Below are 25,713 nucleotides of genomic sequence, written 5' to 3'. Positions count from 1 at the left end.
GTGGTTAAAAATAAAAAGAATGACTTCAAAGGAAAAAGTTGCTGCGCTTCGTGAAGAAATGCAGAAAAATAATGTTGATGCATTTATAGTATATTCTGCAGACCCGCATATGAGCGAATACCTTCCTGAAGAATGGCAGGAGAGAGCTTGGCTGTCAGGTTTCTTAGGTTCTGCCGGTTTCGTGGTGATTACCAAAGATAAAGGCGGACTTTGGACGGACGGAAGATACTTTACACAAGCTGCTTTAGAGCTGGAAGGTTCCGGAATTGATCTTTTCAAAGATGGAATGGAAGGAACTCCCAATTATATCGACTGGATTATTTCAGAAATTCCTGCAGGCGGTAAAGTGGCGGTAAATGCTGTTGCAGCTTCTCATGCCAACTGGGAACTGCTTTCTCAAAAATTCAACTCCAAAAATATTACGCTGTCAGATATTCCGCTTTTAAAAGAAGTATGGAAAGACAGAGGAACTCCATCTGCTAACCCGATTTTTGTACATCCGGTAGAAAGAGCCGGTAAATCAGTATCCGATAAAATTGCTGCGATCCGCCAGAAAATGGAAGAGCAGGAAGCTACCGTACACATTATCTCAAGTCTTGATGATGTAGCATGGACACTGAACCTGAGAGGAAGTGATGTAGAAAGCAATCCTGTATTCTTAGGATACATTGTGATTACTAAAAACGACGCTGTTCTGTTCACAGGATTAGAAAAGATGGAAGTGGCTGCGAGAAAACAAATGGATGATTCCTTTGTGAAAATGATGCCTTACGAAGAATTTTACAATTATCTGAAGACTTTCAAAAACGAAAAAGTTCTGGTTTCTCCAAACAGCAACCAACAGATTTTTGAAACATTAAAATCAGACAATCAGTTTATCAAAGCTCCGGTTCCGGGGAATCTTATGAAAGCCCAGAAAAATGAGGCTGAGCTGGAAGGTTTCAGAACAGTAATGGTAAGAGACGGAGTAGCTATGGTGAAATTCCTTTATTGGCTAACGCACAATGCAGGAAAAGAAGCCATGAATGAGTATTCTATCGGACAAAAACTGAGAGAATTCCGTGCAGAAGGTGAAAACTTTGTAGGAGAAAGCTTTGGATCTATCGTAGGATATAAAGATAACGGTGCTATCATGCACTATTCTGCCAAAAAAGAAGGAAGCAAAGAAGTGACCAACGAGGAAACAATCCTGGTAGATTCAGGAGGCCAGTACCTTGAAGGAACTACAGATATTACAAGAACTTTTGCCTTAGGAACCCCTTCGGAAGAGTTTAAAAGAAATTCGACATTGGTGCTACAGGGATTGATCCGTTTATCCATGGTGAAATTCCCGAAAGGAACAAAAGGAGTGCACCTTGATGCAATTGCAAGACTTCCGCTATGGATGGAAGGTAAAGATTTCAACCACGGAACAGGACATGGGGTAGGAAGCTTCATGAATGTACACGAAGGACCGCAAAATATCAGAAAAGATCTGAACCCTCAGGAACTTCTTCCGGGAATGGTTTGTTCAAATGAACCGGGTTACTATCTGGAAGGTCATTATGGAATTCGTCATGAAAACCTGATTGCAGTAAAAGAAGCAGAGAAAACAATTCACGGAACATTCTATGAATTTGAAACATTAACATTCTGCCCGTTCTTCAAAGATACAGTGGTAAAAGAAATACTTTCGGAAAGCGAAATCGCATGGCTGAATGACTACCATAAAACTTGTGAAGAAAAGCTTGCTCCACACCTGGATGGAGAAGTTAAAGAATGGTTCCTTCAACTGGTAAGCCCTCTTTAATAAAGATTCAAAGGTGAAAGCAGATGACAATCATTACTTTAAACCTTGAATGATAAACATTAAACTGAATATTGTTAGATAATCCAAAAGTCCTGTAAGGTATTTCCTGCAGGGCTTTTCGTTTTATACAACCGTATTTTTACGGATATAATTACAGGGATTCCACTGATGCATAAAAAATAAGGTTCACCTATCTTTGTTACAACAAACATCATTCATATCTTCATAAATAACTCAAGTAAATTCAAAACGGTAGATCATCTCGTCCTGAGATGATTTTTTTTGTTTTCAATTGAAATTTATCAATATGCTTCTGCTTAAAAAGTGGTTGCTACAAAAGTGTCATTCTGAACACAGACTAAAAGTCTGCGAACGCAGTTCAGGAATGTAGTGAAGAATCTCATGTATTTGTTTATTAATGAGATTCTTCCTTCGTCAGAAATCGAAGATTCGACGTAGTCAATGACATAGACCAAATTATTTCACTTTTGAGACAGTCTCCGTCTTTGCCCACTTTACATTAAAACTCTGCAAAAATTAAAACTTTGCGTTTATAAACAACATTGGCTCCATCTTTTTATTTATTTTCGCTGAAACTTATTTGATATATATAATGGAACGTGACTATTTCCGAAGCTTTAATCTGTTTTCAGAAAATGAAATTGAAGAATTTCTGAAGCATTCCGAATTCAGGCATATCAGCAAAAATGATTATTTCATACAGGAAGGAGAGCTTTGCAAGGAAGTAGGATTGGTGAAGTCCGGTATCTTTCGTTCCTTTTACACCTCTGATGAAGGAAAAGATATGACGTATTGTTTCCGGTTTCCCAATCATATGATCGCTGCCTATTCCTCATTTGTTTCCGGATGCCCAAGCAAAGAAAGTATGCAGGCTATTACTGATGCTGAGTTGATTATTCTTAAAAAAGATGCGGTAGATGAGCTGGTTCAGAACAGTCTTAACTGGACAAAGTTTTTAAAAATAATTGCAGAGCAGGAATATCTTGAACTGGAATCACGGTTTTTTCAGCTGCAGAGAGACAGCGCAGCCCAGCGCTATCAAACACTGTTAAAGAATCATCCTGATTATATTCAAAACATTCCATTGCAGTATCTGTCTTCCTATCTCGGCATTACGCAACGTCACCTGAGCCGCATCAGAAAGGAAATTTCTTTTTAGACATTTGTCCTGCTTATTGAAACAGCAGCGCTCTACTTTTGTCAAAAAAAGTTATGGAGCAAAATATTCTTATAATTGGAGGAAATGGATTGGTAGGTAAAACAATTTCCCGGATTTTGAAATCAAGAAATCCTCATCTTACTGTTTTTATCGGAGGGAGAAAAGGTGGAAAAACAGATAAAGACCTGAAAATCGATGTCACAGATCCTTCCTCGTTTAAAGTGATCTCAGAGAAAAAAATACACCTCATTATCCTTTCCGTGAATGATAAAGAAGATCATGTACTTCGTTTTGCGATTGATCACCACATAGACTATCTGGATATTACAAAACCTACTCCAGCTTTGGTGAAGGCTTATGATATTGCCGGTAAATCAGATGTTAGCAGCAGAATTGTTTTCAGTTCAGGCTGGATGGGAGGAATTGTCCCGGGATTAGTCAATACCTTGTCAGATTCCGGTGATATTAATGAGGTGAAACTGTTTGTCTATTATTCCGTAAAGGATCTTGCAGGCGAGAGTTCAGCTCACTTTATGGCAGAAAATGTAGCCGTTCCTTTTGTGCATTATAAGAACGATAAACCGGTTTCTATACGGCATTTTCTTGATACGGAAATCTTCAATTTTTCTTATGGAATCGGGCAGAGAAGTGCCTATAATTTTGATGTGCCGGATCTGTACATTCTCAACAAAGTGGAAAGAATTTCCGATGTGAGTGTGAAGATGACCTACAATTCAAAATTCATAACCTGGCTGCTGGGAGCATTTCAATATCTAAGAATCTACAATATTCTGTCTTTAAAAGAAAGAAAAATGATTTTTGGATCCAGTGGAAACGGAGATCAGGCGGTCTTTGAAATTGTAGTCGATGATCCGTCAGGACAAAAGAGACTGAGTTTGCAGAGTGAAAAAGGACAGGCGGAATTAACCGCTTTATCTGCTGTTCTGCACACCGAAGAACTGTTGAGAAATCCTCATGAAAACAAGGTGTATTTCAGCCATCAGCTGCATGAGCCTTTATCATTAATGGCACAGCTTAATGCCTACGATTCTATCAATATTAATGTGAAATCATGAAAAAAATAGCTATTATCAACGGACATCCCAATAAAGATTCCTTCAATTTTGGGGTGGCAGAAGCTTACAGGTTGGGAGCCTCAGAAACAGGAGCGGAAGTGAGGGAAATCGTTATACGGGATCTCAACTTTAATCCCAATTTACAGTTCGGATACCAGAAAAGAATGGAGCTTGAGCCGGATTTACTGAAAGCCTGGGAAATTATTCAGTGGGCAGATCATCTCGTTTGGGTACATCCGGTTTGGTGGGGCGGATTTCCTGCATTAATGAAAGGATTCATAGACCGGCTTTTTTTACCGGGAATGGCTTATAAATACCGGGAAAATTCGGTATGGTGGGACAAGCTTTTAAAAGGTAAAACAGCCCATATCATAACAACATTAGACCAACCGGGATGGTATTACCGTCTGTTTTTCGGAAGACCCAGTGTGAATCAGCTTAGAAAATCTATTTTAGAATACTGTGGGGTAAAACCGGTGAAGGTGACTTACGTAGGTATTATCAGGAATTCTAAAGATGAACAGAGGACTCAATGGCTTAGAAAAGTGAAGGAACTAGGAAAGAAGCATAAATAGTTTACACCTTATTTTTTAGGTAACGGAGAATGATAACTTTATCCGGTAATAATGTCTTTTATTATGAGATAAAGTTATCATTATTAAAGTTAAAACACTTTTGCTGATCAATTTTACAGTCCTTTTTTCCCTTCAATCCAATAGGCTTGTGATTTGATGCACTTCGGGGAAACGCCTCTGGCTTTAAGGAATTTTCTGATCAGAGACATTCGTCCTCCGTTTCCTGTGAGATAAAAAATAACCTCATCATCAGAGATGGATTCTTTTTCTTCCAGCAGAAAATCATTCAAAGCTTCAATCATTCTCATGGTATTGTTTTTAGGACAGTGATAGCCATATAAGCTGAGCTTTTCAAGAGCAGAGCAATCATCCAGCTCATGAAGGCAAATAAATAAAGAACCGGATTCCTCCACCGCTTCCTTGATCGAAAGAGAACTTCCCAATGATGTTTCATCTCCCAGAGAAAAATGAATCCGGGCACCTGGAGTAAAGAATTGTTTTCCTCTGGGCATTAAAAGTTTTATGGAATCTCCTTTTGTCAGTCCGGTTACAAAATGACTTCCTGCAGCAGACCTGTCATGCAAATGAAACAAAACATCGAAAGTTCCTGCTTCTTTGTTAAAATTAAAAGGAGAATAGTTACGGAAATCCCTGTCGTTGATCCTTATTCCAATGGCATAGGCAGGTTCATAAGGAACATTCTCTAATTCTGTTTCAAAGCGTATCAGTCGGAGATCATTGGTAATCTGTTCTATATGGCTAACGGTACATTCTTTAAATTTGGAGGACCAGACATTTTCTACGGTGTCATTGACCCATTTTGGTAGGCTTGGCATAAATCATTTTTATTGCAAAGGACGTTGCAAAATCAGAAAATAGCGATAGCGGTTTCGGGGAATTAATTGGACTATTCGTGGTTAAATATCTATTGGTGTTGATTCCGGAATTCTGATGGAGACTGATCTTCCAGTTTGGAAAACAAACGGCTGAAATAGGTATGATCACCGTATCCCAGTTCATAAGCCACTTCCTTTACACTGAGATTGGTAAAGACCAGCAATCTTTTGGCTTCGATTAAAATTTCCTGATGAATCCAGTGTTGTGCAGGCTTTCCTGTGACTTCACGGACCGTTTCCGTTAAATATCCTCTTGTAATGTTCAAAATTTCTGCATATTCAGATGGACTTTTCATGGTTTTGAAATTTTTCCGAACAAGAGTCCTGAATGCTCTGGTTAATTGTAAAGCACGGTTTTCCTCTGAAGCCGGAGAAGTATTTTTCTGAGAATACAACTGGGCAAACATTCCGAGAAAGGCATTAAGCAGTGATTGAACAATGAGAAATCCTTCTTTAGTGGAAAGCATTTCGTTCGTATATGAAGCATGAAGTAGGCCGGCTGTCGTATTCAGGTTTTTGACAAGATTCTTATCCAAAGACAGCGGCAGTATTTCACCCAGAGATTCATCAAAAAAAGAACGTACAGAATCCGGAACAAGTTCTGCTTTTACCGCTACAAACCATCCGCAGACCTCTTTCATGAGAAGCCCCTGATGTACCTGTCCCGGCAATACACAGAAAATAGTGGATTCTTTCGCTTCAATAGTTTTAAAGTCAACCATCATTCTCACATGACCGCTCTCCATACAGGTGAAAATATAATGACTGTCTCGGTGTATACCTTTGTCCAGAAGAATATCCCCTGAATCATAAGGCTGTTTATCCATTCTTTTGATATGGAACTGATGATGGGTAATACCATTTAAATCATAGGTGGGAATGGTTTGTTTCATCTTTTAAACCTGTTGTGATGAGGATAATACGGAATGGTAAAATTACGTATTTTCACGGTTTTACATCCCGGATTTTAATCTCAAATTCGCGGTGCATAATCATGATGCTTTCTTCAAGTCAGATTTTATATGAATATACACCGGAATTCGGAGCAGAAGGAAACCTGTTCCGGATTCTATTTTGCTTTTGAAAATGCCATTTTTATGGCTAAATAAGTTAATACGCTGGCCATAAACCATTTCTGGACCTTTATCCAGACCGGATTATTGGAAAAGAATACAGCAACTCTTGCAGCTGTTAATACAATGATAAAGTTGATGCTGAAGCTGATCAGAACCTGGATGATCCCAAGTTCCAGACTTTGGGTCAATATTGAGCCATATTCTGGTTTGATGAACTGAGGAAAGAAAGATAGGTAAAAAACAGCCACTTTCGGATTCAGTACATTCGTTAAAAAACCAATGGTGAATAGCTTCTTGGGACTATCATGAGCACCATTTTTATCAACATCAAAAATATTTCTGCTTTTGGGTTTGATAGCCTGATAAGCAAGATATAAAAGATAGACCGTTCCCAGGGTTTTAAGAACGGTATAAGCAAGTGGAACAGCCAGTAAAACAGCAGTAAGACCAAATGAAACCATGATGATATGGAATAAAAATCCACATACGACTCCGGCTAATGAGATAAATCCGGACTTTTTCCCCTGTGTTATCGACTTTGAAATCAGATAAATCATATTAGGACCGGGGCTGATGACTAAAATGAGTGCAGCCAGTATGAAAAATAGGAGCTCGTGGAATGGAATCATGACAGTTCTTATTTAAATGAGAAGGTTTCCGGTGCAAAGATAAGAGGTGTTTCCTGTTTAATTTTATCAGAGACAGAAGAAAAATTCATTTTTATTCAATTAAATTTTATTTTCCACCTGAATGTGATTTAAAAAGGAATACCAGTCTCTTTTTTTTGTAAATTTCAACACATAAAATAATTATCATTCACAAATAAATATTATCATGACTACTGAAAACATCTTTGAAGCTATCAGAAAATGGAAAAATCTTATTGATTCTTACAAAAATGGAATTGATACCAATGGAGCAGAAATTTTGAATTATTTGAATCAGGGAACCCACTTCAGCGTTTCAGGCGAAGACATTGAACTGTGGAAAAAAAATCTGGGAACCACGGAACCCCAAATGATTCATGCCTATGTGGGTATTCATGAAGGTAAGCTGAAATTTTTCCTGATCGATTCTAAAAGTGATAAAGATGCTCATTTCAATACTATTCTTGTTAAAGATTTCTTAGTAGAATTCAGTGAATCAAAAATAGAAAGCAGCAATGATATTGTGCTAGATGTTCCTCCCATTACTGCTGAATCAGCCATTAACCGTAACTTCAGATGGAATATGTTCGGGACTTCCTGGCTGCAGGCTCAGAAAACAGAAGATATTTTTCAATTGATTTCCATTCCGTTTTCAGATTATATGAATATTGGAATTACCGCAGGACAGACCTGTACCAGTTTCTTTGGACTTACAGATGATCTGGAAAGAAAAGATCCCGACTTCCCTTATCATATTGAAATCATTACCGTGAAAAGTCTTGCCATCAATCATATGAGCGAGACTGCTGAAAATTATTCCACACCAAGACCTCCCTTTACGATTATTGATACTCTTAATGATTATCAACTTCTGAAGCAAAGTACCAGTGTTGTCGTATAACAGTTTATCTCTTTATTTACAAATTATAATTAATCTCGTCTTATGTGCCGGATTGATTGTATTGATAAGGGAAGGGATCAAAACAAAACTTCCTGTGATTATATTGCTCTCAGGAGAATTGATGCTGGAGCTGACGGATTTAACAGACCGGCTGATGAAATTAAATACACTCAATACTTATAATTATATATTGAGCCAGTTTTTTGGTTTGATGATCCTTACTGTGATTTACAGCAATTATTATATCCGGCTTTCCCGTCAATTAAGGTGGATGATTTACTGTTATGCTGTACTGGTGCTGATTACCAATGTGCTGTACGTTCAGAATGATACAAAGGTTACTTTTTATTTCAACATTATCACCAGTATTATTATTTGTAGTTATGCGGCTTCTTATTTTATGAAAATTATCAGGGAAGGTAGGGTAAACAGAGATCTGTTTATTGTGAATATCATCGTTTTTCTGTTTTTCTCTATAGAATGTATCATCTCCACTACCTTTAATTTCTTAATCAGCAATCATCTGAACTGGGTAGCTCCTGTCTGGCTTTTTAGAGGCATTCTGCTATTGTCTTTTTATCTTGCTTTTATTAATCTGGGATGGGGCGTTGGGAAAATCAGGATCAGATAGTTCTATGGATTTGGATTGGTATTGGACTGTTTTTTTTAACAACATTATTCATTACATTATTGGTAATTAATTACTTGAAAAGTATAAAGAAAAATAAACAGAAAGTCTCAAAGCTGGTCCGGAACACCCAAAAAGAATATCGGGAAAATATGCTGCTGTTACAGGAACAGGACAGAGAAAGGCTGGCAGAAGAACTTCATGATAATATTATCTCACAATTGAATCTTATCCGTTTGAATATCAATGATAAAAAACCGGAAGAATTGAATCGTGATTTAAAAAAATCGATGCAGCTGATCCGGGAGTTATCTCATAATCTTACGCCGCCTGATCTCGATGAGATAGAACTGGAAGATTTAATTGCAGATTATCTTGATCAGATCAATAAAAATATAGAGGTCGTTTTCAGTCATATGACGATCAGAACCCCGATCAGCAACCCTATAAAACTAAATCTTTTCAGAATTGTTCAGGAACTGATCACCAATATTTTAAAACATGCTGAAGCTACCAGAGTAGATGTCTCACTGAGAATCTCTCTGAACTATTTAATATTAACCATAGAGGATAACGGCCGCGGGTTCGCTATTGAAAACCAGTCAGGAGGGATAGGGCTGAAGAATATTCAGTCCAGAGCTCAAAAAATTAAAGCCATCTATAAACTTAAAACCCAGCCTGAAAAAGGTACAAAATTCATTGCCTGTATGGCATTACAATAAAAAATAAACATGGAACACTCGAAAATTAAAATCGGAATTGTAGATGATGATCTGCTGTTTGTACAACTTTTGAAAAATTATATTGAAAATAATGGAGATTATCAGGTTGTACTTACCTCAACAGGAGGATATCAGTTTCTTAAAGAAAAGGATTCTGTTTCTTTAGATATCCTGATTCTGGATCTGAGGATGGCCAACGGTGACGGCCTTGAAGTACTGGCCGAACTGGCTCAAAAAGAAAGTGAAACAAAAATCATTGTTCTTACCAGCTTCTACCGCCGCTCATTCATGGGGCAGATGCTGAAGCTGGGAGCGCATGCTTTTTTGCCTAAAGAAATTGAACTGGAAGAATTATTATCCGTTATGAAGGCGGTTTATCATACAGGGCATTACTTTTCCAATGATCAGATCGACGTGATGAGAACCCAGCTTTCCAATAAACTTCCGGAGTTTCACGCGTTTTCCAGAAATGAGCTCACAGACAGGGAAGTTGATGTGTTAAGACTGGTCTGCCAGCAGCTGAGCACCAAAGAAATTGCAGATTCTCTGTTTATTTCACCCAAAACAGTAGAAACCCACAAGACCAATCTCATGATCAAAACCGGCGTGAAAAATATGGCCGGACTTGTTATTTATGCCGTACAGAATAAGGTAATAGATCCGGATGAAATTATATTGTTCGATAAATAGTCTCATCCAAAAAGAATCAGGGAGCACTTCAAAGTACTCCCTGATCACAAGAAATCTAAAAAAACACTATAATTTAGGATGTAATATTTTAGCAATAGAAACGGCATCTGCCACAGTATCCAGGCTATAGATCTGGATAACACCCTGTGTAGTGGCTGCCTGACCTAAGATGTTCTGCTGGTTTTGTGCATTCACTGCATTTTCAAACATAATTCCTGTAGAATGTGCTGCAGATTGATACACGTTGGCCAAAGCCATTGCAGGAGATTCTCCTACTACTTTTACGTTCGATTGCGTTACCGCGTCTGTGATTTGTTCGTTTACTGGCATAATGATTATTGTTTATTTGGGTTAAAAACAACCGGAATTTCCGGTTGTTCGGATAATGTATTTAAGCTATTCGCAAAAACGAATTAAGGATTAAGGATTTTAGCAATTGAAACTGCATCAGCCACAGTATCCAGGCTGTAGATCTGTGCAATGCCTTGTGTAGTCGCCGCCTGAGTAACAATGTTTTGCTGGTTCTGGGTATTCACTGCATTTTCAAAAAGAATTCCCGTAGAATGAGCTGCTGATTGGTATACGTTGGCCATCGCCATTGCAGGAGACTCTGCTACTACTTTTACGTTGGATTGCGTTACCGCGTCTGTGATTTGTTCGTTTACTGGCATAATGATTATTGTTTATTGAGGTTAAAAAACAACCGGAGTTTCCGGCTGTTCGGATAATTGATTATAATAGGTTCGTAAAAAAGTGATTACGGAGTAAGGATTTTAGCAATAGAAACCGCATCGGCTATCGTATCCAGACTGTAAATTTGAGTGACTCCCTGGGTAGTGGCTGCCTGGGTAACAATATTCTGCTGGTTTTGAGTGTTGATTGCATTTTCAAACATGATTCCTGTAGAATGTGCTGCTGACTGATATACGTTACTTAGAGCCATTGCAGGAGATTCTGCTACTACTTTTACGTTGGATTGCGTTACTGCGTCTGTGATTTTTTCGTTTACTGGCATAATGATTATTGTTTATTTTGATTAAAATTACCGGGTTTTCCGGCGGGTTAATTTATTTTGCGGTAGGCAAAATATGATTAAGGTTTAAGAATTTTAGCAATAGAAAGCGCATCAGCGATGGTATCTTTGCTGTAGATTTGAGTTACACCCTGTGTAGTGGCCGCCTGGGTAACAATATTATGCTGATTTTGAGCGTTGGTCGCATTTTCAAACATAATTCCTGTAGAATGTGCAGCAGATTGATACACATTACTTAACGCCATTGCAGGAGACTCTGCCACTACTTTTACGTTAGACTGCGTTACCGCGTCTGTGATTTGTTCATTAACTGGCATAATGATGATGATTTATTGGGTTAAAAACAACCGGGCTTTCCGGCTGAGGTGATTACTTTTATCAAAAAGTTTAAAAATTAAGGCTTAAGAATCTTAGCCATAGAAACTGCGTCTGCTACAGTGTCCAGGCTATAGATCTGCAGGATTCCCTGAGTGGTTGCCGCCTGGCCTAAAATATTCTGCTGATTTTGCGTGTTTACCGCATTTTCAAACATGATTCCTGTAGAATGGGCTGCAGATTGATACACGTTGGCTAGTGCCATTGCAGGAGATTCTCCCACTACTTTTACGTTCGATTGTGTTACTGCGTCTGTGATTTGTTCATTAACTGGCATAATGGTAATTGTTTTTTTGAGATCGGATCTCGGTTAATAAATTATTGAAGTAAACTAGTTTATATCTGGGTTTTAAACTCACCACAGATCCTGCAGATCAATGCGTTTCAAAAACATTGGTATAGACAGGTTATGAATAAATTGGCTCTGAAGGGTGGCTCTGAATACAATGGCTGAAACCCCTGTCTGTAAAATCTGCGCGAGTTTAAAGCATATTTTTTCTAAAAAGGATGCGGTCTTATTTTAATATCTGTCTTAAAAATAAATTCCTGCTGCAGGTATGCTGTCAATGTCGGATCCCTTTGGGCTAACGATGGATTCTGAATGATTGCTTTTGTACATCGACAGCATCTGAAAGGCGGTGCAAAAAATAAATGTTGACCTGATTGTATATATGCTGAGGGCACCGGATTTCATCTTTGCAGAGAAATAAACCGCATCCGTAGTTGTGTGGAAAAGGAATTAGAAACGCTGTTTTTTAAATGACTCCAATTCCTTTATTTTTATATTTTTGGGACTCATTTTTTTTAATCCCATCACATAATGGCTGATCCCGGTCATAGCATTCCGTTGCTGATTCAATGCAGAATTGATTTGCATCTGTCCGGTGGAATGTGCGCTTACCTGTGCGGAAATAGCCTGAGGTACTGCGGTAGACATTCCGGTAACGATTGTATCAATTTCGTTCATATTAATTCGTTTTGGTGGTTCTAAGGTTTGATATTACCCAATCTTGTATTCAGCTTATTCATCCGCTCAATTATTTTAAGTTCTTTCTCCTTTACTTTTGCTGTAGAGGCTTCCTGCAGCTTTTTCAGCTGTTCTTCATAATTCATGACAGGGGTTTCAGGCGGTGGTGGAGCAGCAACAGGGGCAGAAGCCGCTTCGTGCTGTTTTACGGCTTCTTCCAGTTTTTCCAGGAGAGGGGCAAGCGACTTCATGGTCTCTTTGACAGCTTTGTCCCTGATATAGCTGATAATTTCATCTTCATGTCTTAACACAAAAGGCATGATTTCTTTTTCCACCATCTCAGGTTCCGTTACAGGTTCCGGAGGTTGGGGAGCAGGAGCTTTCTTGCGGATTCTTTTACGCATACTTATTGTTTTATACTATTGTAAAAAAAGAAAATGTCTTGTTACAGCAGATAGTTAATAAATGCAGACGCAGATTTCCAATCCCGGTTGAGGTCTTTTACAACGTTGTAACCTGTAATCTCTAAAGCAATACATGCAGAAATAGCACTGGCAGTCAGCATTTCTTTTAACTGATGCGCAGGAAGGGTCAGGATATATTCATCCGGAATAATCAGAGATTTACTGCCGGATGGAGCTTCATTTACTATGATACTCAGGATTTCCTGAAAATAATGGGCAATGAGCTTGGAGGCCTGAAATTCCAGTTCTCTTTTTAAGGCAACCATCTCATCCTGGGTAACCAGTTCGGAAATGGTACTTACATCCACATCATGTACGGAATACTGAGCTTCACCCGTATTAGAGGGAGTAATCGTAATATCTGATTTCAGTATCCATTTTGATCTTTCAAGATTGATCGTGAGAAGTTTTGAATCATAATTAGGAACTGCAATTTCGTTCAGGGTGGTAAGAGGCAGGATTCTTACATTGCAGTAAAATACCTTTGGATCATCCAGCTTGACCATGATTACGGCAATTCCTGTCGATTTATCTTTAGGCTCCACTACAAAAGACTGAAAATGGTTGTACCTTTTGCCTCCTCTGCCGATGCAGTTAACCAGTCGTAAAGACGGTTGAATATTAATGTCCGATGTCTGAAGATTAAATACAAATCGTTCCGAATTGTGCTCCGTCTTTTTAGGTTCTGAACTTTTGGTGTCCAGATAACTGATTTCATTGCTTTTGAGCAGATAAAGTCTTTCATTTAAATCATCTAAGCTTTCCAGATTTAAAATCTTGGCGGGTTTGGTTACTGAGGAATAATTCATCTTTTATTTATTTTAATTTTTTCAATGAGCTGGGCTATTATTGTTTTTTTCTTGGGATCACCTTCAGTTTCGACCGAAGGAATTACCGCTTCTTTGATCTCTGGTTTTACAAGTGGCTGTGTCAGTTTAACCGACTTTAATACTAATTTGCCCCCGTGATCAGCCGTGATAAAGCTTTTTCTCATACTTTCTGTTTCTGAGGAGGTCTCTTCCGAAACCGGATCTACCCGTTTTTTTTTTCGGGACCTTCTGTCTCATCAGAAACTTCCGTATAGGATGGGGGAGAAGGAAGTGCTTCTGAGACAGGAAGCGCGTTGACATTATAGATCGTATTGGAAATTTTTGCCTTTACTTCAGCATAATCACTTACCATTTTGAATAAGTCCTTCATCATTTCATTGCCTTTTCCTGCATCCTGACCCTGAATATTTTCAGCCATTTGAACAGAGGTTTCTTTACTCCCAGGCGCCGGCCCGAAAGTGGTTCCATAGGTCAGTAGATTATTAGCCAGTCTGCTTAATGCAATAAGACCTACCTGCTCAAATCCTTTTAGAAAAGACTGTAAATCCTGAACCATCATTCCTGTAGACTGTTCTATCATTACTTTGGTTACTCCGGTCATTGGAGAAGCTTTAGGCGGAGCCAGTACCTCACTGTTCACAAATACTACAGCTTTCTCCGCCGGAGTGGTAGCATTGGCTGCCTGGGATTGTTGGGTTTCACTGTTGTTTTCACTCATGATGGTAAGGTTTTAAATTATCCTTTTAAAATTTTAATGGCATCTGCAACAATCGCAGGGTTGAGCTGGTTCAAGTTCTGCTGGTTTGTCACAGAATTCTGAATGGAAATTCCACTGGCATGGGTGGCCATCTGGTAAAGCATACTCATAGCCTGTGCGGGAGACTCACCAAGTACGGTAACGTTAGTCTGCGTTACTGCATCTGTAGTCTGGGTGTTTACTGTTTCTGCCATATTCTGGTTTTAATGGGTTACTATTTTTTTACTAAATGTTGACTATGAGATTGTTGATCTCTTTTGTCTGATACAAATTTCAGCAATCAGAATAAATCTTCATTAAGGGAAAAAACGGAATTTTAAAAAATAAGGGAATTCTCTTATGGGTGAATTTTTGATAGAATACATAGTATTTTAATAATGATAAACCAAAAAACGATTCTATAAGTTTAATTTGATCAACACCCAAACACCCAAACACCCAAACACTCAAACACTCGAATCCCGAAACCCAAAATCCCGAATCCCGAACCCAAAAATCCCGAAACCCGAAACCCGAATACATCATCCGCAAATAAGGGAAAACCCCTAGTTTCTGAAAATGGGAGCTTCCCCTCTATACCAGTCCTTGCTTTACCTTGAAATTTGTCTGATAACCTATTCTAACATTAAAATTATATTATGAATAATCAGAACAGCGAAGAAACAGTAATTCCCTTTATCATAGTGCAGCCGGGATACGCAACAGGAGACATGTTTGCCATTGCCGCCACTTTAATAAACAATGAAAGATACCATGTGTTGATTTCTACAACAATGGATAAAGACAGAAATATGACAGACCCTTATGATAACAGCAAATCTATTATAGAATTCTACAGAAGTTCCGGAATAGATGAAAGCAGGATCCATACTCATAATGTGGCCGAAGTGCGGAGTCCGGGGCTGGCAAGCGAACTTAAAAAAAAGGTAGTCACCCTTGTAAAAATTTATGATAATAATATTTCAAGAGGAGAAATAATCAGAAACTACTACAAACCTGTAGGAGAAGGCACACGGTATATCGCGGACAACTTTTCTGATAACATGAGAACTGCATTAAGAAACGCATGGGACATCAACGGAAGCCAGGATAATGCAATAAGAATATGGCTGGAAACCCAGGGAATCCCGACAAGCGGTAATAATCTATTAATTTTATGGTCCCGTTTCAGCGGAAAGGGAGGTGATATCCATATAGAACATGATACCAGCTATTGGGGAATCAAGCAGATTGTGCACAGGGTGGCAGATATGTATGATGCCGTTATCATTACCGGGGATAAAGGATATCTGAAAGAAAGAGCAAAGAAATATGATGAAACAGCTGATGAAATTAACAGCAAGTCTCCATCCAGAAAAGTTTTCAATATTACGGAATTCTGGAAAGGAAATTCTCCGGAACTGAAAGCATGGGGAGGAAACACCCGTATGGGACAGTTTAAGCTGTATGAATATTTGGATACACACTTTCAGAATGTAAAACATCTCGGGTTCAGAAGCGGTAATCTGGAAGTGATGGCCATGCTGGGATATAAGGTTCGGTATATGGAAGAAAAAGGCAGTGAAAGCGGAGACAGAATGACCAGCTGGTTTGATAAAGGAGATGGTTTTACAGAGGGAACTGGTAAAGCAACAGGATATGAGAGACTTGTATTGGCAGAGCCTCCTACAAGATCCGGTAAATTTATTCAATATCAGATTCAGGAAATAAACAAAGAAATCCGGGAAAGGAAGCAACCATTTGAAGATCATATTAAAAGTTTAAAAGAAAGTGGGGAAAGTCCGCAAAGTCAAACTATTAAAAACCTCGAAAAAAAGATAAAAGAAATAGACGATGAAGGAGAGGCCAGAAAGAAAATATATGCAGGCCCCGAAATGGCCCCTTCCCGTAAAGATAATATTCCTCCGAGTGCTATACCTAAAAAAGGTAAGGAAAGCTTTTCAGAAGGTTTCAGCGAAAACGATATGAAGATTATTCTTAGTTATCTGCAACCTGCAGACTGGGTAGAAAGAGAAACAGCATATGAAAGGTACGTCCCTCAGCGAAGTAAAAACTACGAAAAACTGCTTGAAGGGTAAGAGACTGCATCCTGAAACTATTCAGGATGCATTTGTTTTGTAAGACTAATAATTTAAATATCTTCGGATCTAGGAAAAGATTTTAATAATGAAAACAGTAAATTAGCCAAAATATTTTCCGAATACCTCAACAATGTCCAAGCTAAAAGCCATAAGAGAACAAAAGAACCTGACTCAGGAAGAACTGTCAGAACAATCAAAGATTTCTGTAAGAACCATTCAACGTATAGAATCGGGAACAGAACCTAAAGGACATACCCTCAGAGCACTGGCTCAGGCCTTAGGAATAGAAGAGATTGAATTACAGCAGGATCAACCACAAATAATTTCAGAAACAGATGAGATTGAAATAGAAGTAAAAGAAGAGGAAGCTCCAATCAATTATTCATACATTAAAATCATTAACCTTTCCTCACTCATCTTTACTCTTTTACCGCCACTCAATATTTTTGTACCGCTTATTCTCATGCATAGTATGAAGCAGAGAAACAGTCTTGCAAGACAGATTATTTCTGTTCAGATGATCTGGACAGTGATGGCACCTATCACCTTCATGCTCGGCATCTTTTTAAAGTTCGGAAAACAGTTTACCCTGATCCTGATGATCCTGATTGTGCTTTCCAATGTATTTATTATCCTTCGGAATGCAGCCGAAATAGATAAGAATAAAAAACTTTATTTCAGACTGAAATTCAGTATGATATAAAACCTGTCAGGACTTTGTCGGGTTTTTGTCGGGTTCATTTTTACCCAAAAAAGGAAATGAAGTAGAATCTTTGTCAAAAAAAATAACAATGTCAAAGTCTTCAAAATTCTTCCTTCCTTTTTTTATGCTGTTGATGAATATCACGCAGGCACAAACAGAAAAAACAGATCCTCTGTATAAAACCATTATGTCGAAAGACAGCCTGTTTTTTTCTGTGGGCTACAATACCTGCAACATTAAACTGATGGAAAACCTGTTAAGCGAAAAGTTTGAATTTTATCACGATAAAGGCGGCTTTGAGAGCAGGGAAAAATTTATCATTGATTTTAAAAACGGATTATGCAAATCCCCGGAGACCTATCAGATAAGAAGAGTGCTTGTTGATAAAAGCACAGAAATCTATCCCATGTATAAAGAGGGAAAGATCTATGCTACCATTCAGAACGGAGATCACCTTTTTTATGAAAAGATGGGAAGCCAAGCTGAGAAACTAGTCGGGGAAGCAAAATTTACCCATTTATGGATGCTGGAAAATAATGAGTGGAAGCTTAAAAATTCATTGAGTTTTAATCATCATCCGAAGCAGACTACCGATAGTGAAACCATGTTTGATAACGATCAGTCGATGCAAAGCTGGCTGAAAGAAAACAATATTCCAACGCTGGGATTAGGAATTATCAAAGATGGAAAATTACAGCAGGCGAAAGTTTTCGGCGAGATCAGGAAAGGAATTTCAGCGCCTGATAATGCCTTGTTTAATGTCGCATCACTTACAAAACCTGTTACGGCAATGGTTGTATTACGATTGGTAAGTCTTGGGAAATGGAAGCTTGATGAACCTCTTGATGCCTATTGGACAGATCCAGATATTGCCAACGATTCAAGGCATAAAAAATTAACCACCAGAATGATCCTGAGCCACCAGACAGGTTTTCCCAACTGGAGATGGATGAATGCAGATAAAAAACTGAATTTTCAGTTTGACCCCGGCACCAGATACCAATATTCAGGAGAAGGTTTTGAATACCTTCGGAAAGCACTGGAAAAGAAGTTTGGGAAAACATTGGAGCAGCTTGCACAGGAATTCGTCTTCCAGCCTCTCAAAATGAAGGATACCAGTTACATTTGGGATAAGAATACTGATGAATCAAGATTTGTAACAGGATATAATGAAAAAGGGGAAGCTTACCTCTTTGAAAAAAGTAATACAGCCAATGCCGCTGACGATCTCCATACTACGGTTGAAGATTACGGGAATTTTATGGTGAGGGTCATGAAAGGAAAAAATCTGAAACCGGATGTTTTTCAGGAAATGATCAAAAAACAGGTGAAAGTAAAAGATCAAAAATATTTCGGCATGGGATTCGAGATATATGACCTGGGAAACGGTGATTATGTCTTGTCACACGGTGGAGCTGATAAAGGCACACAATGTATTGCCATCATAATACCCGGTTCAGGTAAAGGAATTGTAATTTTCACCAATATTGATGATGGTTATAAAGTGTATGAGAAGCTGGTTCGCCATTATCTTGGTAAGGAAGGGAAGAAAATTGTAGATATAGAAACCAGATAGCAGATTGGTTTTGTCAGGGTAAAATAATGATATGGTAAATCTTTGTATCTTCGGGGTATCAATCTGAAAACAAGAAAGATAATCAAAATATTTGTTTCGGATGCAATACGATGAACAGAAAAAAAACGAAAGCTATGTGGCAATATTATCTCATCCTTGCGGCAGGTATCATTCTGTTTGCAGCAGCATTATTAAGTTTCAAAAATACTCTTTCATTCCTGAAAAAAGCAGAAAAGGCAACGGCAACCGTTACCTCATTAAGGGAATATGAATCGGAGGGAACCGTATTCAGCCCTGTCTTTACCTTCCGGTCGCAAAATAATATGGAGCATACTTTTGAACTGGCGGAAGGAACCAATCCCTCAGCATGGGCCATTGGGGAAACAGAGACTGTGATCTATGATCCTGAAGACCCTTCTTCAGTAAGTTTATATACCTATTTCAGAATTTTTGCCTGGCCCTTAATCCTGATCTCAATAGCACTTCCACTACTGGTGGTGGGAAGCGGGTATTTTATTGCAGAACGGTTTTTGAAATAATCTTCATTGTCAATTTCTTGAGCTGTTTTCAAGGAAACTCTTTATAAGTTTTGTTGTACTGAAGCAAAAGCCCTTACCGGAAAAGTTCCGGCTCCTTTGAATTTTGGCGGGGCAGCTGTAAAGGTAAAACCTTCATCAGGAAGCTGATCCAGATGACAAAGATGTTCCGCGATTACTATTTCAGCGCCCAGAAGGATGGTGTGTACAGGCCGGCTTTTGCCTGTTGTGTTATCGATATTATGAGAGTCAATCCCTACAAGTTTTACCTGGCAGTCTTTAAGATATTCTGCCGCGCTTTGTGTAAGGTAAGGATGATTTTCATAATAGGTTTCGGTGTTCCAGTGGCGGTCCCATCCGGTATGGATAAGTACTGCCTTATTTCTGATTTCCCTGTTTCTGAGATATTGATCTGTAATCTCCAATGTCTCCGTATAAGGAATCCGGATTACTACCGCTTCTAATTCAGCCAGTTTTTCCAGTTCCATCTCAGCGGTATCCTTTCCGTTTTCAAACCTGTGGAAAGGACAGTCGATATAAGTTCCTGTATTCGTAACCATTTCAATCTTACCAATTTGAAACGAAGTTCCTTCCTCATACAATTTTTGTGATTCTGTTCTGCTGAGATAATCACAGATATGAGGCGCCGGAAGCCCTTTATAAGTAATAAGTCCTTCTTCAATCGTGTGGCTCAGATCGATCAGCCGTTCCGCAGGAGGTTTTTGTTTTACAGTCTTTCTTTTATGGGGTTCGTTAATGATCTGCTTATTCAGGATATTGACTTTACCAGCCATAAGAAGCCGGAGATCATCAATAATATAATCAATCAGTTCCTGGTCTGTAATATGATCTCCTGTAATGTCAAGTCTGAATTCTTCCCCTTTAAGGCTTCCCCCATTGGTAAAATACACTTCAAAATCAAATTGTACTCTTTTGTCCATTATTAAAATATTTAGACAAAAGTGAAGAAAATCAGATCCTGTTTACTTGACTTAAGTCAATTGGCCTTAATTTTTTACTACGGATTCTGCTTAAGGTTTCAGGACTCATTCCCAGATAAGAAGCAATATGGAAAAGAGGAATTCTGTTTTCAGAATGCGGAAACTGTTCAAGAAAATAAAGATACCGTTCATAAGAATCTTGAAGCAGGAAAGAGCTTTCACGGCGGCATTTTTTAATAAACTCTTTCGCAAGGATTTGATTCATGAACTGATGCCATTTCGGATCTTTTAAAAACCTGTCTGTCACTATTTTGGGAAGAACAATAATTTCTGAAGCTTCCAGACATTGAAAATTAAGAGATGTCTTTTCGCCGGTCAGATAGCTTGTCAGTGCTGTAAAAAAATCATGCTCAAAGAAAAATTCGGTATTGATCTCCCTGTGGTCTTTCACATAAAAGCTTCTGACAACGCCTTTTTGGAGGAAAAGAAGATTGTCAGCCTTTGAGTTTTCCCGTATGATATAACTGTTGCTTTCCAAATGCTGTATTTTTGCTTCAGCCAGGAGTATTTCTTTTTCTTCATCAGTAAGATCAAACAAAGGATATATTGCTGTTTCGAAGAAAGGACTAAGATCATGCATGGTTTTGAAGGTTTAAACAGTGAAAAGAAACTGCAGGTGATACTACAAAAACAGAGGCTGCAAAATACAGCCCTTAGTTCTATTTTACTTTTTCAAGAAGATATAATTTAGCTTCGGAAAATCCCAATTTAGGCATAAGATTGCCTTCCAGAACCATTGTTTTATTGGTTACATCGATAACGGAAATATAGCTATTGGAATTGTATTCGATATAATTCTCCTTTTCCTTCGTTGAAGGATTTTTTCCGAATTCCATTGAATATTTTACCCAATCTTCATCCTGTGTGCTGCAATGCACGGGCTTGAATTTAGACTTCTTAGCCTTGAAAACAATTTGATCAAAACCTTCCGTACATTCCGAAGTAAATGAACCATCAGGATTCTGATCTTTTGAAAAATCTTCAAAAGAACCACGGTAAACGCCCACTACTTTCCAGGTACCATCCAGACGGTCTTCATCAATTTTTCCCTTAGCTTTGCTCACTGCCCAGCTGATTCCGTTAACGGTTCCTTTTACCGCTTTGTAACTTAAATTTACCGCTCCGGAAACCACTTTAGTAGCTGTTCTTACCACACATGAATGGAGAACGAATACAGCCGAAGCCAGCAATAGGAATTTCTTCATTTTGTCAATTTTTTCCAGATACGAAGATAATGCTTTTAGAAAAAAATTATGGTGATGAATAATGTTTTTGTCCATTAACATCATAATATATAGCACTGTTGTTTTTTCTCCTGTCCGGTTTACCGCCCGAAATTCAGGATTCACCGTTTAATATGACCTTGTTAACGTATTTGCACTTACTTCCGGCTTGGCTTTACCATAATTTTACCATCACAAAACATCACTATTATGAATACTACATTGAACTTCAGTAAAAAAATACAATCCGTTTTGTCCCTGATTATTTTGATGGGAGCAGGATTATTGTTTTTACATGCACAGACGTATACCAAGGGTGAAAAAGACCTGGAAAACACAGCGGTCAGATCTGCGTTTCAAAATACAAAGCAAATCAAAGCCGGGTTGTTGAACGTTGGATATGCAGAAGTAGGTCCGGCCAATGGAAAACCGGTTATCCTTCTTCATGGATGGCCCTATGATATCCATAGTTTTGAAGAGTCCTCCGCTATACTTGCTGAAAAAGGTTACCGTGTTCTGGTCCCGTATTTAAGAGGATATGGTACAACGACCTTTGTTTCTCCCAATACCAAACGCAACGGTCAGCAGAGTGCTGTTGCATTGGATATCATTGCTTTTATGGATGCCCTGAAAATCGATAAGGCCATCATTGGCAGTTTCGACTGGGGAGCTAGAACTGCAGATATCATGGCAGCCCTGTGGCCTGAACGATGCACCGGACTGGTAGCGGTAAGCGGCTATTTGATTGGAAGTCCAAAGGCAAACGAAAAACCTTTGCCCCCGAATGCCGAATTGTTATGGTGGTATCAGTATTATTTTTCAACAGAAAGAGGGTATAAGGGGTATACAGCCAATACTTTAGCCTTTAATAAACTGATCTGGAAAACAGCTTCCCCAAAATGGGCTTTTGATGACCAGACTTACGAGCGTTCTGCCAAAGCATTCGATAATCCTGATCATGTGGATATTGTAATTCACAATTACCGCTGGCGTCTGGGATTGGCAAAAGGAGAAAAACAATATGATGCACTTGAAGCCAGGCTGGCAAAATCTCCGTCCATTTCAGTTCCAACGGTTACTTTGGAAGGTGATGCTAACGGAGCAGCATTTCCCGCACCGGAAAGTTATGCTTCCAGATTTACAGGCAAATATACACACCATACCTTAACAGGTGGAATTGGACATAATTTACCGCAGGAAGCTCCAAAAGCATTCGCAGATGCAATCATAGAGGTGGATTCCATGTCGAAATCCAAATAAAAATCTGAAAGAATTACAACAAAACCACTGCTCAACAACAGTGGTTTTTATTTATTTTATCCTAAACTAGTTTTTAGATTCTTCTTCAAGCTTCAGCTTATTTACCAAAGGATTGGCATACATGGCCAGGAAATACTCTCTGGAAACAGGATCTGAAGGATCTATGCGCATTTCAAGCCTGCGGACAAACAACTGTTTTTCCTGCTCCGTATATTCGGAAGCGTAAGTATTGGTGTTGTGAAGCAGATCATAGGCAATGTACTTTGTTGGCCAAAGTTTATAATTACTGATGATAGAACGGTCAATCACCTGTGCAATGGCCTGCAGCTGTTTGTTTTTGTTGTCAATGGTCGCTGCAATTTCATCCAGTTCTTTATCCAGAACATCACCGGCATGAAGGTGGATGCGTTTCTTTTGGCCCAGAATTCCGCTGATGATATTGGTGAAATCTTCATTTTTACCTTTAATGTACTCTTCATCCCTGTGTTGTGCCAGCAGCTGAGGCATTTTTAACGAATCTGTAGGGTCATACTCATAAGAGATTGAAATCGGAACAATCTTTAATGTTTTAAAATAATCTGTCAATGATTGGTCTCCGGCTGCCATGGCAAGCATTTTTAAAACACCTTGCTGGGTAGAATCGTTACCGTTTTTGGTACGGCCTTCACGCTGGGCAATCCATACAGAACGGTTTTCCTGAAGGAGCAACTCTTTAATGTACTCAGACATTGTTTGTGAACTTGTCAATTGTTCACGAAGTGGCAGACCTCTTTGTACCAGAAAGTTACGGTTTAGTTTTGCCAGTACGTTTAAGAACTTCTTGCGCACAAGATTATCTCCGATGGCAGAAGCTGTCATTACATAACCCCCTTCCAGCAATACCAGATTAAGCAGTGAAGTATCCAGAACGATATCCCTGTGGTTTGAGATGAAAAGGTAAGAAGTGTTTTTATCCAGCTTATCAAATCCTGAAGTCGTTAAACCGTCAGAACTTTTTGCAAGAATCTGGCGAACGGCAAAGGCTACAAACTGATGCTGAAAATCACTGATGGAATGAACATTCTTAAACTGTTCCAGCCAGACCTGCTCATCCGTATCAGGAAAAGTGAAATTCATAAAGGCTTTCATCATGGGATCACGGGCGATACTCTGTAATCTCTCATTCACTTCCTGATCATTGAAATACCGGATTTCATCAAACTTAGACATGCGGTTAGGTAAAAATTAAAACTTTTTGCAAAAGAACGAAAATTTATCGGGGGAGAGGGTATAAAGGGTGTTAAAGTATTATGAGGGGCGTAGGAGTTGGTTGAAACAGCTGTGCAATAAGTATCTTGACGCACTCCTTCATCCGTTCACTATGCACACATAAACACAAAAACAAACACAAACAAATAAGCGCCCACTTAGTCATTCCGCAGGAATCTATACTGTTAGTTTATCATCATTATTATCAGAATGCTTCTGTGCCCTGGATTCCTAGGGAATGACAAACGTTGTGGATAGTCTGAGTGAATAGGGTGTAGTATGTTGAAGCAAATAACTATACACACGTACACAAACACAAATAAGCGCCCACCTAGTCATTCCGCAGGAATCTAAACAATCGTTTATCCTCATTTATCTTCAGAAAGTTCTCCGTGCCTGGATTCCTACGGAATGACAAACGTTGCGGATAGGCTAAGCGAATAGGTTGTAGTATGTTGAAGCAAGTAACTATTCACTTACACACATCAATAAGCGCCCACTTTGTCATTCCGCAGGAATCTAAACAATAGTTATCCTCATTTATCATGAGAATGCTTCTATGCTTGGATTCCTACGGAATGACAAACGTTGTGGATAGGCTAAGTGAATAGGTTGTAGTATGTCTGAAGCAAGTAACTATGCACACATACATACACACCAATAAGCGCCCACCTTGTCATTCCGCAGGAATCTAAGCAGTAGTTTATCATCATTATTATCAGAGTGCTTCTGTGCCTGGATTCCTACGGAATGACAAACGTTGCGGATAGGCTAAGCGAATAGGTTGTAGTATGTCCGAAGCAAATAACTATACACACGTACACAAAAAAAAATAAGCGCCCACTTTGTCATTGCGCAGGAATCTACACTCTTAAAAACATTCTCTATGAACTTTCTACTTTATCAATCTGACAATATATTATTTTATTATTCATATGAACAGTCCATATCAAAGCCAATTCTCAAACAAATAATTCAAAAATTCTAAATTAGGATTTGTGCTCCTTATCAATTCAAGTTTCTTAATTCTTGACCAATCTTTAATTTCCTTTTCTCTTTGAATGGCATGATGAATCCAATTATATTTTTCATAATAAATGAGAAATTCAAGATTATATCTTGCTGTGAAACTGCGTGGATTGAGCTTTGTTTTGTGTTGATACAATCTCCTGTGCAGATTGCCTGTAACACCCGTATAAAGTACTCTTCGGTTTTTATTGGTAAGAATATAGATATAGTAGGTATATCTTCCTTTTGAAAATGCAGTCATTTGTGTATTTGTTTTAGAAAAGGTACAAAAAATATAATACCACTGTTTTTTCAATTGGATTTAATTGTTTTTATTCCACCTTTTGTCATAGAAATCGGAATGACAAACGTTGTGGATAGACTAAGTGAATAGGTTGTAGTATGTCCGAAGCAAGTAAGTGGCTATGCACGCACACAGAAGCATCCACCTAGTCATTCCGTAGGGATCTA

Annotated in this window: 32 protein-coding genes; 13 read left to right on the top strand and 19 right to left on the bottom strand. The window is 38.6% G+C overall.

The genetic code is table 11. The features are described 5' to 3' along the window. Positions 1-19: 19 nt before the first annotated feature. The 4 genes from V0410_RS08805 to V0410_RS08790 all read left to right on the top strand — a co-directional run bounded on the left by V0410_RS08805 (position 20) and on the right by V0410_RS08790 (position 4,620). Positions 20-1,789 carry an aminopeptidase P family protein gene (locus tag V0410_RS08805; RefSeq protein ID WP_330747178.1) on the top strand — a complete coding sequence of 590 codons (1,770 nt, stop codon included), beginning with the start codon at positions 20-22 and terminating at the stop codon, positions 1,787-1,789. Between the two features lie 613 nt (positions 1,790-2,402). Beyond that, positions 2,403-2,969: a Crp/Fnr family transcriptional regulator gene (locus V0410_RS08800; RefSeq protein ID WP_110011420.1), complete on the top strand. Its 567-nt coding sequence runs from the start codon at positions 2,403-2,405 to the stop codon at positions 2,967-2,969. A 53-nt stretch (positions 2,970-3,022) separates the two neighbouring features. Continuing rightward, the gene (locus tag V0410_RS08795) at positions 3,023-4,045 is read left to right on the top strand and encodes a saccharopine dehydrogenase (protein ID WP_330747177.1); all 1,023 of its coding nucleotides are present in this window, start codon (positions 3,023-3,025) and stop codon (positions 4,043-4,045) included. Further along, the gene (locus tag V0410_RS08790; RefSeq protein ID WP_330747176.1) at positions 4,042-4,620 is read left to right on the top strand and encodes an NAD(P)H-dependent oxidoreductase; all 579 of its coding nucleotides are present in this window, start codon (positions 4,042-4,044) and stop codon (positions 4,618-4,620) included. Before V0410_RS08795 ends, V0410_RS08790 begins: the two co-directional genes overlap by 4 nt. Before the next feature lie 113 nt (positions 4,621-4,733). Here the strand turns inward: V0410_RS08790 and V0410_RS08785 are convergent, their stop codons facing one another. The 3 genes from V0410_RS08785 to V0410_RS08775 all read right to left on the bottom strand — a co-directional run bounded on the left by V0410_RS08785 (position 4,734) and on the right by V0410_RS08775 (position 7,221). Continuing rightward, on the bottom strand, positions 4,734-5,456 hold the full coding sequence (locus V0410_RS08785) for a siderophore-interacting protein (RefSeq protein ID WP_330747175.1): 723 nt from the start codon (positions 5,454-5,456) through the stop codon (positions 4,734-4,736). 89 nt (positions 5,457-5,545) lie between these two features. Then, entirely contained in the window at positions 5,546-6,409 is an 864-nt protein-coding gene (locus V0410_RS08780; protein ID WP_330747174.1) for a helix-turn-helix domain-containing protein, read from the bottom strand. Between the two features lie 176 nt (positions 6,410-6,585). Then, a complete protein-coding gene (locus V0410_RS08775; protein WP_227941907.1) occupies positions 6,586-7,221 on the bottom strand; it encodes a LysE family translocator in 636 nt (211 codons plus the stop codon). A gap of 205 nt (positions 7,222-7,426) precedes the next feature. Between V0410_RS08775 and V0410_RS08770 the strand changes: the two genes are divergently transcribed. The 4 genes from V0410_RS08770 (at position 7,427) to V0410_RS08755 (ending at position 10,180) form a co-directional block, all read left to right on the top strand. Further along, positions 7,427-8,140 (top strand): hypothetical protein, encoded by a 714-nt coding sequence (locus V0410_RS08770; protein WP_330747173.1) that lies wholly within the window; start codon positions 7,427-7,429, stop codon positions 8,138-8,140. Between the two features lie 94 nt (positions 8,141-8,234). Next, entirely contained in the window at positions 8,235-8,771 is a 537-nt protein-coding gene (locus tag V0410_RS08765; protein ID WP_330747172.1) for a hypothetical protein, read from the top strand. Positions 8,772-8,920: 149 nt separating this feature from the next. Further along, positions 8,921-9,490 (top strand): sensor histidine kinase, encoded by a 570-nt coding sequence (locus V0410_RS08760; RefSeq protein ID WP_330747171.1) that lies wholly within the window; start codon positions 8,921-8,923, stop codon positions 9,488-9,490. Positions 9,491-9,499: 9 nt separating this feature from the next. Then, positions 9,500-10,180: a response regulator transcription factor gene (locus V0410_RS08755; protein WP_330747170.1), complete on the top strand. Its 681-nt coding sequence runs from the start codon at positions 9,500-9,502 to the stop codon at positions 10,178-10,180. Between the two features lie 66 nt (positions 10,181-10,246). Here V0410_RS08755 and V0410_RS08750 read toward each other — a convergent pair whose 3' ends face one another. The 11 genes from V0410_RS08750 to V0410_RS08700 form a co-directional block, all read right to left on the bottom strand. After that, positions 10,247-10,510: a RebB family R body protein gene (locus V0410_RS08750; RefSeq protein WP_034697228.1), complete on the bottom strand. Its 264-nt coding sequence runs from the start codon at positions 10,508-10,510 to the stop codon at positions 10,247-10,249. 83 nt (positions 10,511-10,593) lie between these two features. After that, complete coding sequence (locus tag V0410_RS08745; RefSeq protein ID WP_034697227.1) at positions 10,594-10,851, bottom strand: RebB family R body protein; 258 nt, start codon at positions 10,849-10,851, stop codon at positions 10,594-10,596. An 86-nt stretch (positions 10,852-10,937) separates the two neighbouring features. Next, positions 10,938-11,195: a RebB family R body protein gene (locus V0410_RS08740; RefSeq protein WP_034697225.1), complete on the bottom strand. Its 258-nt coding sequence runs from the start codon at positions 11,193-11,195 to the stop codon at positions 10,938-10,940. 77 nt (positions 11,196-11,272) lie between these two features. After that, entirely contained in the window at positions 11,273-11,530 is a 258-nt protein-coding gene (locus tag V0410_RS08735) for a RebB family R body protein (RefSeq protein ID WP_034697223.1), read from the bottom strand. A gap of 77 nt (positions 11,531-11,607) precedes the next feature. Next, entirely contained in the window at positions 11,608-11,865 is a 258-nt protein-coding gene (locus V0410_RS08730; protein ID WP_110011409.1) for a RebB family R body protein, read from the bottom strand. 462 nt (positions 11,866-12,327) lie between these two features. Continuing rightward, positions 12,328-12,555 carry a hypothetical protein gene (locus V0410_RS08725; RefSeq protein WP_330747169.1) on the bottom strand — a complete coding sequence of 76 codons (228 nt, stop codon included), beginning with the start codon at positions 12,553-12,555 and terminating at the stop codon, positions 12,328-12,330. A 20-nt stretch (positions 12,556-12,575) separates the two neighbouring features. After that, positions 12,576-12,959 carry a hypothetical protein gene (locus V0410_RS08720; RefSeq protein ID WP_330747168.1) on the bottom strand — a complete coding sequence of 128 codons (384 nt, stop codon included), beginning with the start codon at positions 12,957-12,959 and terminating at the stop codon, positions 12,576-12,578. Positions 12,960-13,000: 41 nt separating this feature from the next. Beyond that, positions 13,001-13,828: a hypothetical protein gene (locus V0410_RS08715; protein ID WP_330747167.1), complete on the bottom strand. Its 828-nt coding sequence runs from the start codon at positions 13,826-13,828 to the stop codon at positions 13,001-13,003. Further along, positions 13,825-14,013 carry a hypothetical protein gene (locus V0410_RS08710; RefSeq protein ID WP_227941899.1) on the bottom strand — a complete coding sequence of 63 codons (189 nt, stop codon included), beginning with the start codon at positions 14,011-14,013 and terminating at the stop codon, positions 13,825-13,827. The genes V0410_RS08715 and V0410_RS08710 overlap by 4 nt, the downstream gene beginning before the upstream one ends. 38 nt (positions 14,014-14,051) lie before the next feature. Beyond that, a complete protein-coding gene (locus V0410_RS08705; RefSeq protein WP_330747166.1) occupies positions 14,052-14,567 on the bottom strand; it encodes a hypothetical protein in 516 nt (171 codons plus the stop codon). Positions 14,568-14,584: 17 nt separating this feature from the next. Continuing rightward, on the bottom strand, positions 14,585-14,800 hold the full coding sequence (locus V0410_RS08700; RefSeq protein WP_034697211.1) for a RebB family R body protein: 216 nt from the start codon (positions 14,798-14,800) through the stop codon (positions 14,585-14,587). Between the two features lie 444 nt (positions 14,801-15,244). On the opposite strand from V0410_RS08700, the gene V0410_RS08695 reads away from it, so the two are divergent. The 4 genes from V0410_RS08695 to V0410_RS08680 all read left to right on the top strand — a co-directional run bounded on the left by V0410_RS08695 (position 15,245) and on the right by V0410_RS08680 (position 19,505). After that, on the top strand, positions 15,245-16,684 hold the full coding sequence (locus tag V0410_RS08695; RefSeq protein ID WP_330747165.1) for a hypothetical protein: 1,440 nt from the start codon (positions 15,245-15,247) through the stop codon (positions 16,682-16,684). 133 nt (positions 16,685-16,817) lie between these two features. Next, on the top strand, positions 16,818-17,390 hold the full coding sequence (locus V0410_RS08690) for a helix-turn-helix domain-containing protein (RefSeq protein ID WP_330747164.1): 573 nt from the start codon (positions 16,818-16,820) through the stop codon (positions 17,388-17,390). Between the two features lie 88 nt (positions 17,391-17,478). Then, the gene (locus V0410_RS08685) at positions 17,479-18,966 is read left to right on the top strand and encodes a serine hydrolase (RefSeq protein WP_330747163.1); all 1,488 of its coding nucleotides are present in this window, start codon (positions 17,479-17,481) and stop codon (positions 18,964-18,966) included. A gap of 110 nt (positions 18,967-19,076) precedes the next feature. After that, positions 19,077-19,505 (top strand): DUF3592 domain-containing protein, encoded by a 429-nt coding sequence (locus V0410_RS08680; RefSeq protein ID WP_330747162.1) that lies wholly within the window; start codon positions 19,077-19,079, stop codon positions 19,503-19,505. Between the two features lie 41 nt (positions 19,506-19,546). On the opposite strand, the gene V0410_RS08675 is transcribed toward V0410_RS08680, so the two are convergent. The 3 genes from V0410_RS08675 to V0410_RS08665 form a co-directional block, all read right to left on the bottom strand. Next, the gene (locus V0410_RS08675) at positions 19,547-20,443 is read right to left on the bottom strand and encodes a cyclase family protein (protein WP_330747161.1); all 897 of its coding nucleotides are present in this window, start codon (positions 20,441-20,443) and stop codon (positions 19,547-19,549) included. A 31-nt stretch (positions 20,444-20,474) separates the two neighbouring features. After that, positions 20,475-21,083 carry a Crp/Fnr family transcriptional regulator gene (locus V0410_RS08670; protein WP_330747160.1) on the bottom strand — a complete coding sequence of 203 codons (609 nt, stop codon included), beginning with the start codon at positions 21,081-21,083 and terminating at the stop codon, positions 20,475-20,477. A 79-nt stretch (positions 21,084-21,162) separates the two neighbouring features. Then, the gene (locus V0410_RS08665) at positions 21,163-21,708 is read right to left on the bottom strand and encodes a hypothetical protein (protein ID WP_330747159.1); all 546 of its coding nucleotides are present in this window, start codon (positions 21,706-21,708) and stop codon (positions 21,163-21,165) included. Between the two features lie 228 nt (positions 21,709-21,936). Here V0410_RS08665 and V0410_RS08660 point away from each other — a divergent pair, with 228 nt between their 5' ends. Next, positions 21,937-22,986 (top strand): alpha/beta fold hydrolase, encoded by a 1,050-nt coding sequence (locus V0410_RS08660; RefSeq protein WP_330747158.1) that lies wholly within the window; start codon positions 21,937-21,939, stop codon positions 22,984-22,986. 66 nt (positions 22,987-23,052) lie between these two features. On the opposite strand, the gene V0410_RS08655 is transcribed toward V0410_RS08660, so the two are convergent. Both V0410_RS08655 and V0410_RS08650 read right to left on the bottom strand, forming a co-directional pair. Further along, a complete protein-coding gene (locus V0410_RS08655) occupies positions 23,053-24,195 on the bottom strand; it encodes a 1-acyl-sn-glycerol-3-phosphate acyltransferase (protein ID WP_330747157.1) in 1,143 nt (380 codons plus the stop codon). Between the two features lie 988 nt (positions 24,196-25,183). Further along, positions 25,184-25,504, bottom strand: a complete 321-nt coding sequence (locus V0410_RS08650) for a GIY-YIG nuclease family protein (RefSeq protein ID WP_330747156.1) — start codon at positions 25,502-25,504, stop codon at positions 25,184-25,186. Between the last annotated feature and the right edge of the window lie 209 nt (positions 25,505-25,713).

Origin of the sequence: Chryseobacterium sp. CP-77, assembly GCF_036362765.1 — a bacterium.
GTDB lineage: Bacteria > Bacteroidota > Bacteroidia > Flavobacteriales > Weeksellaceae > Chryseobacterium > Chryseobacterium cupriresistens.
This window is presented reverse-complemented; position numbering and strand designations above follow the sequence as displayed.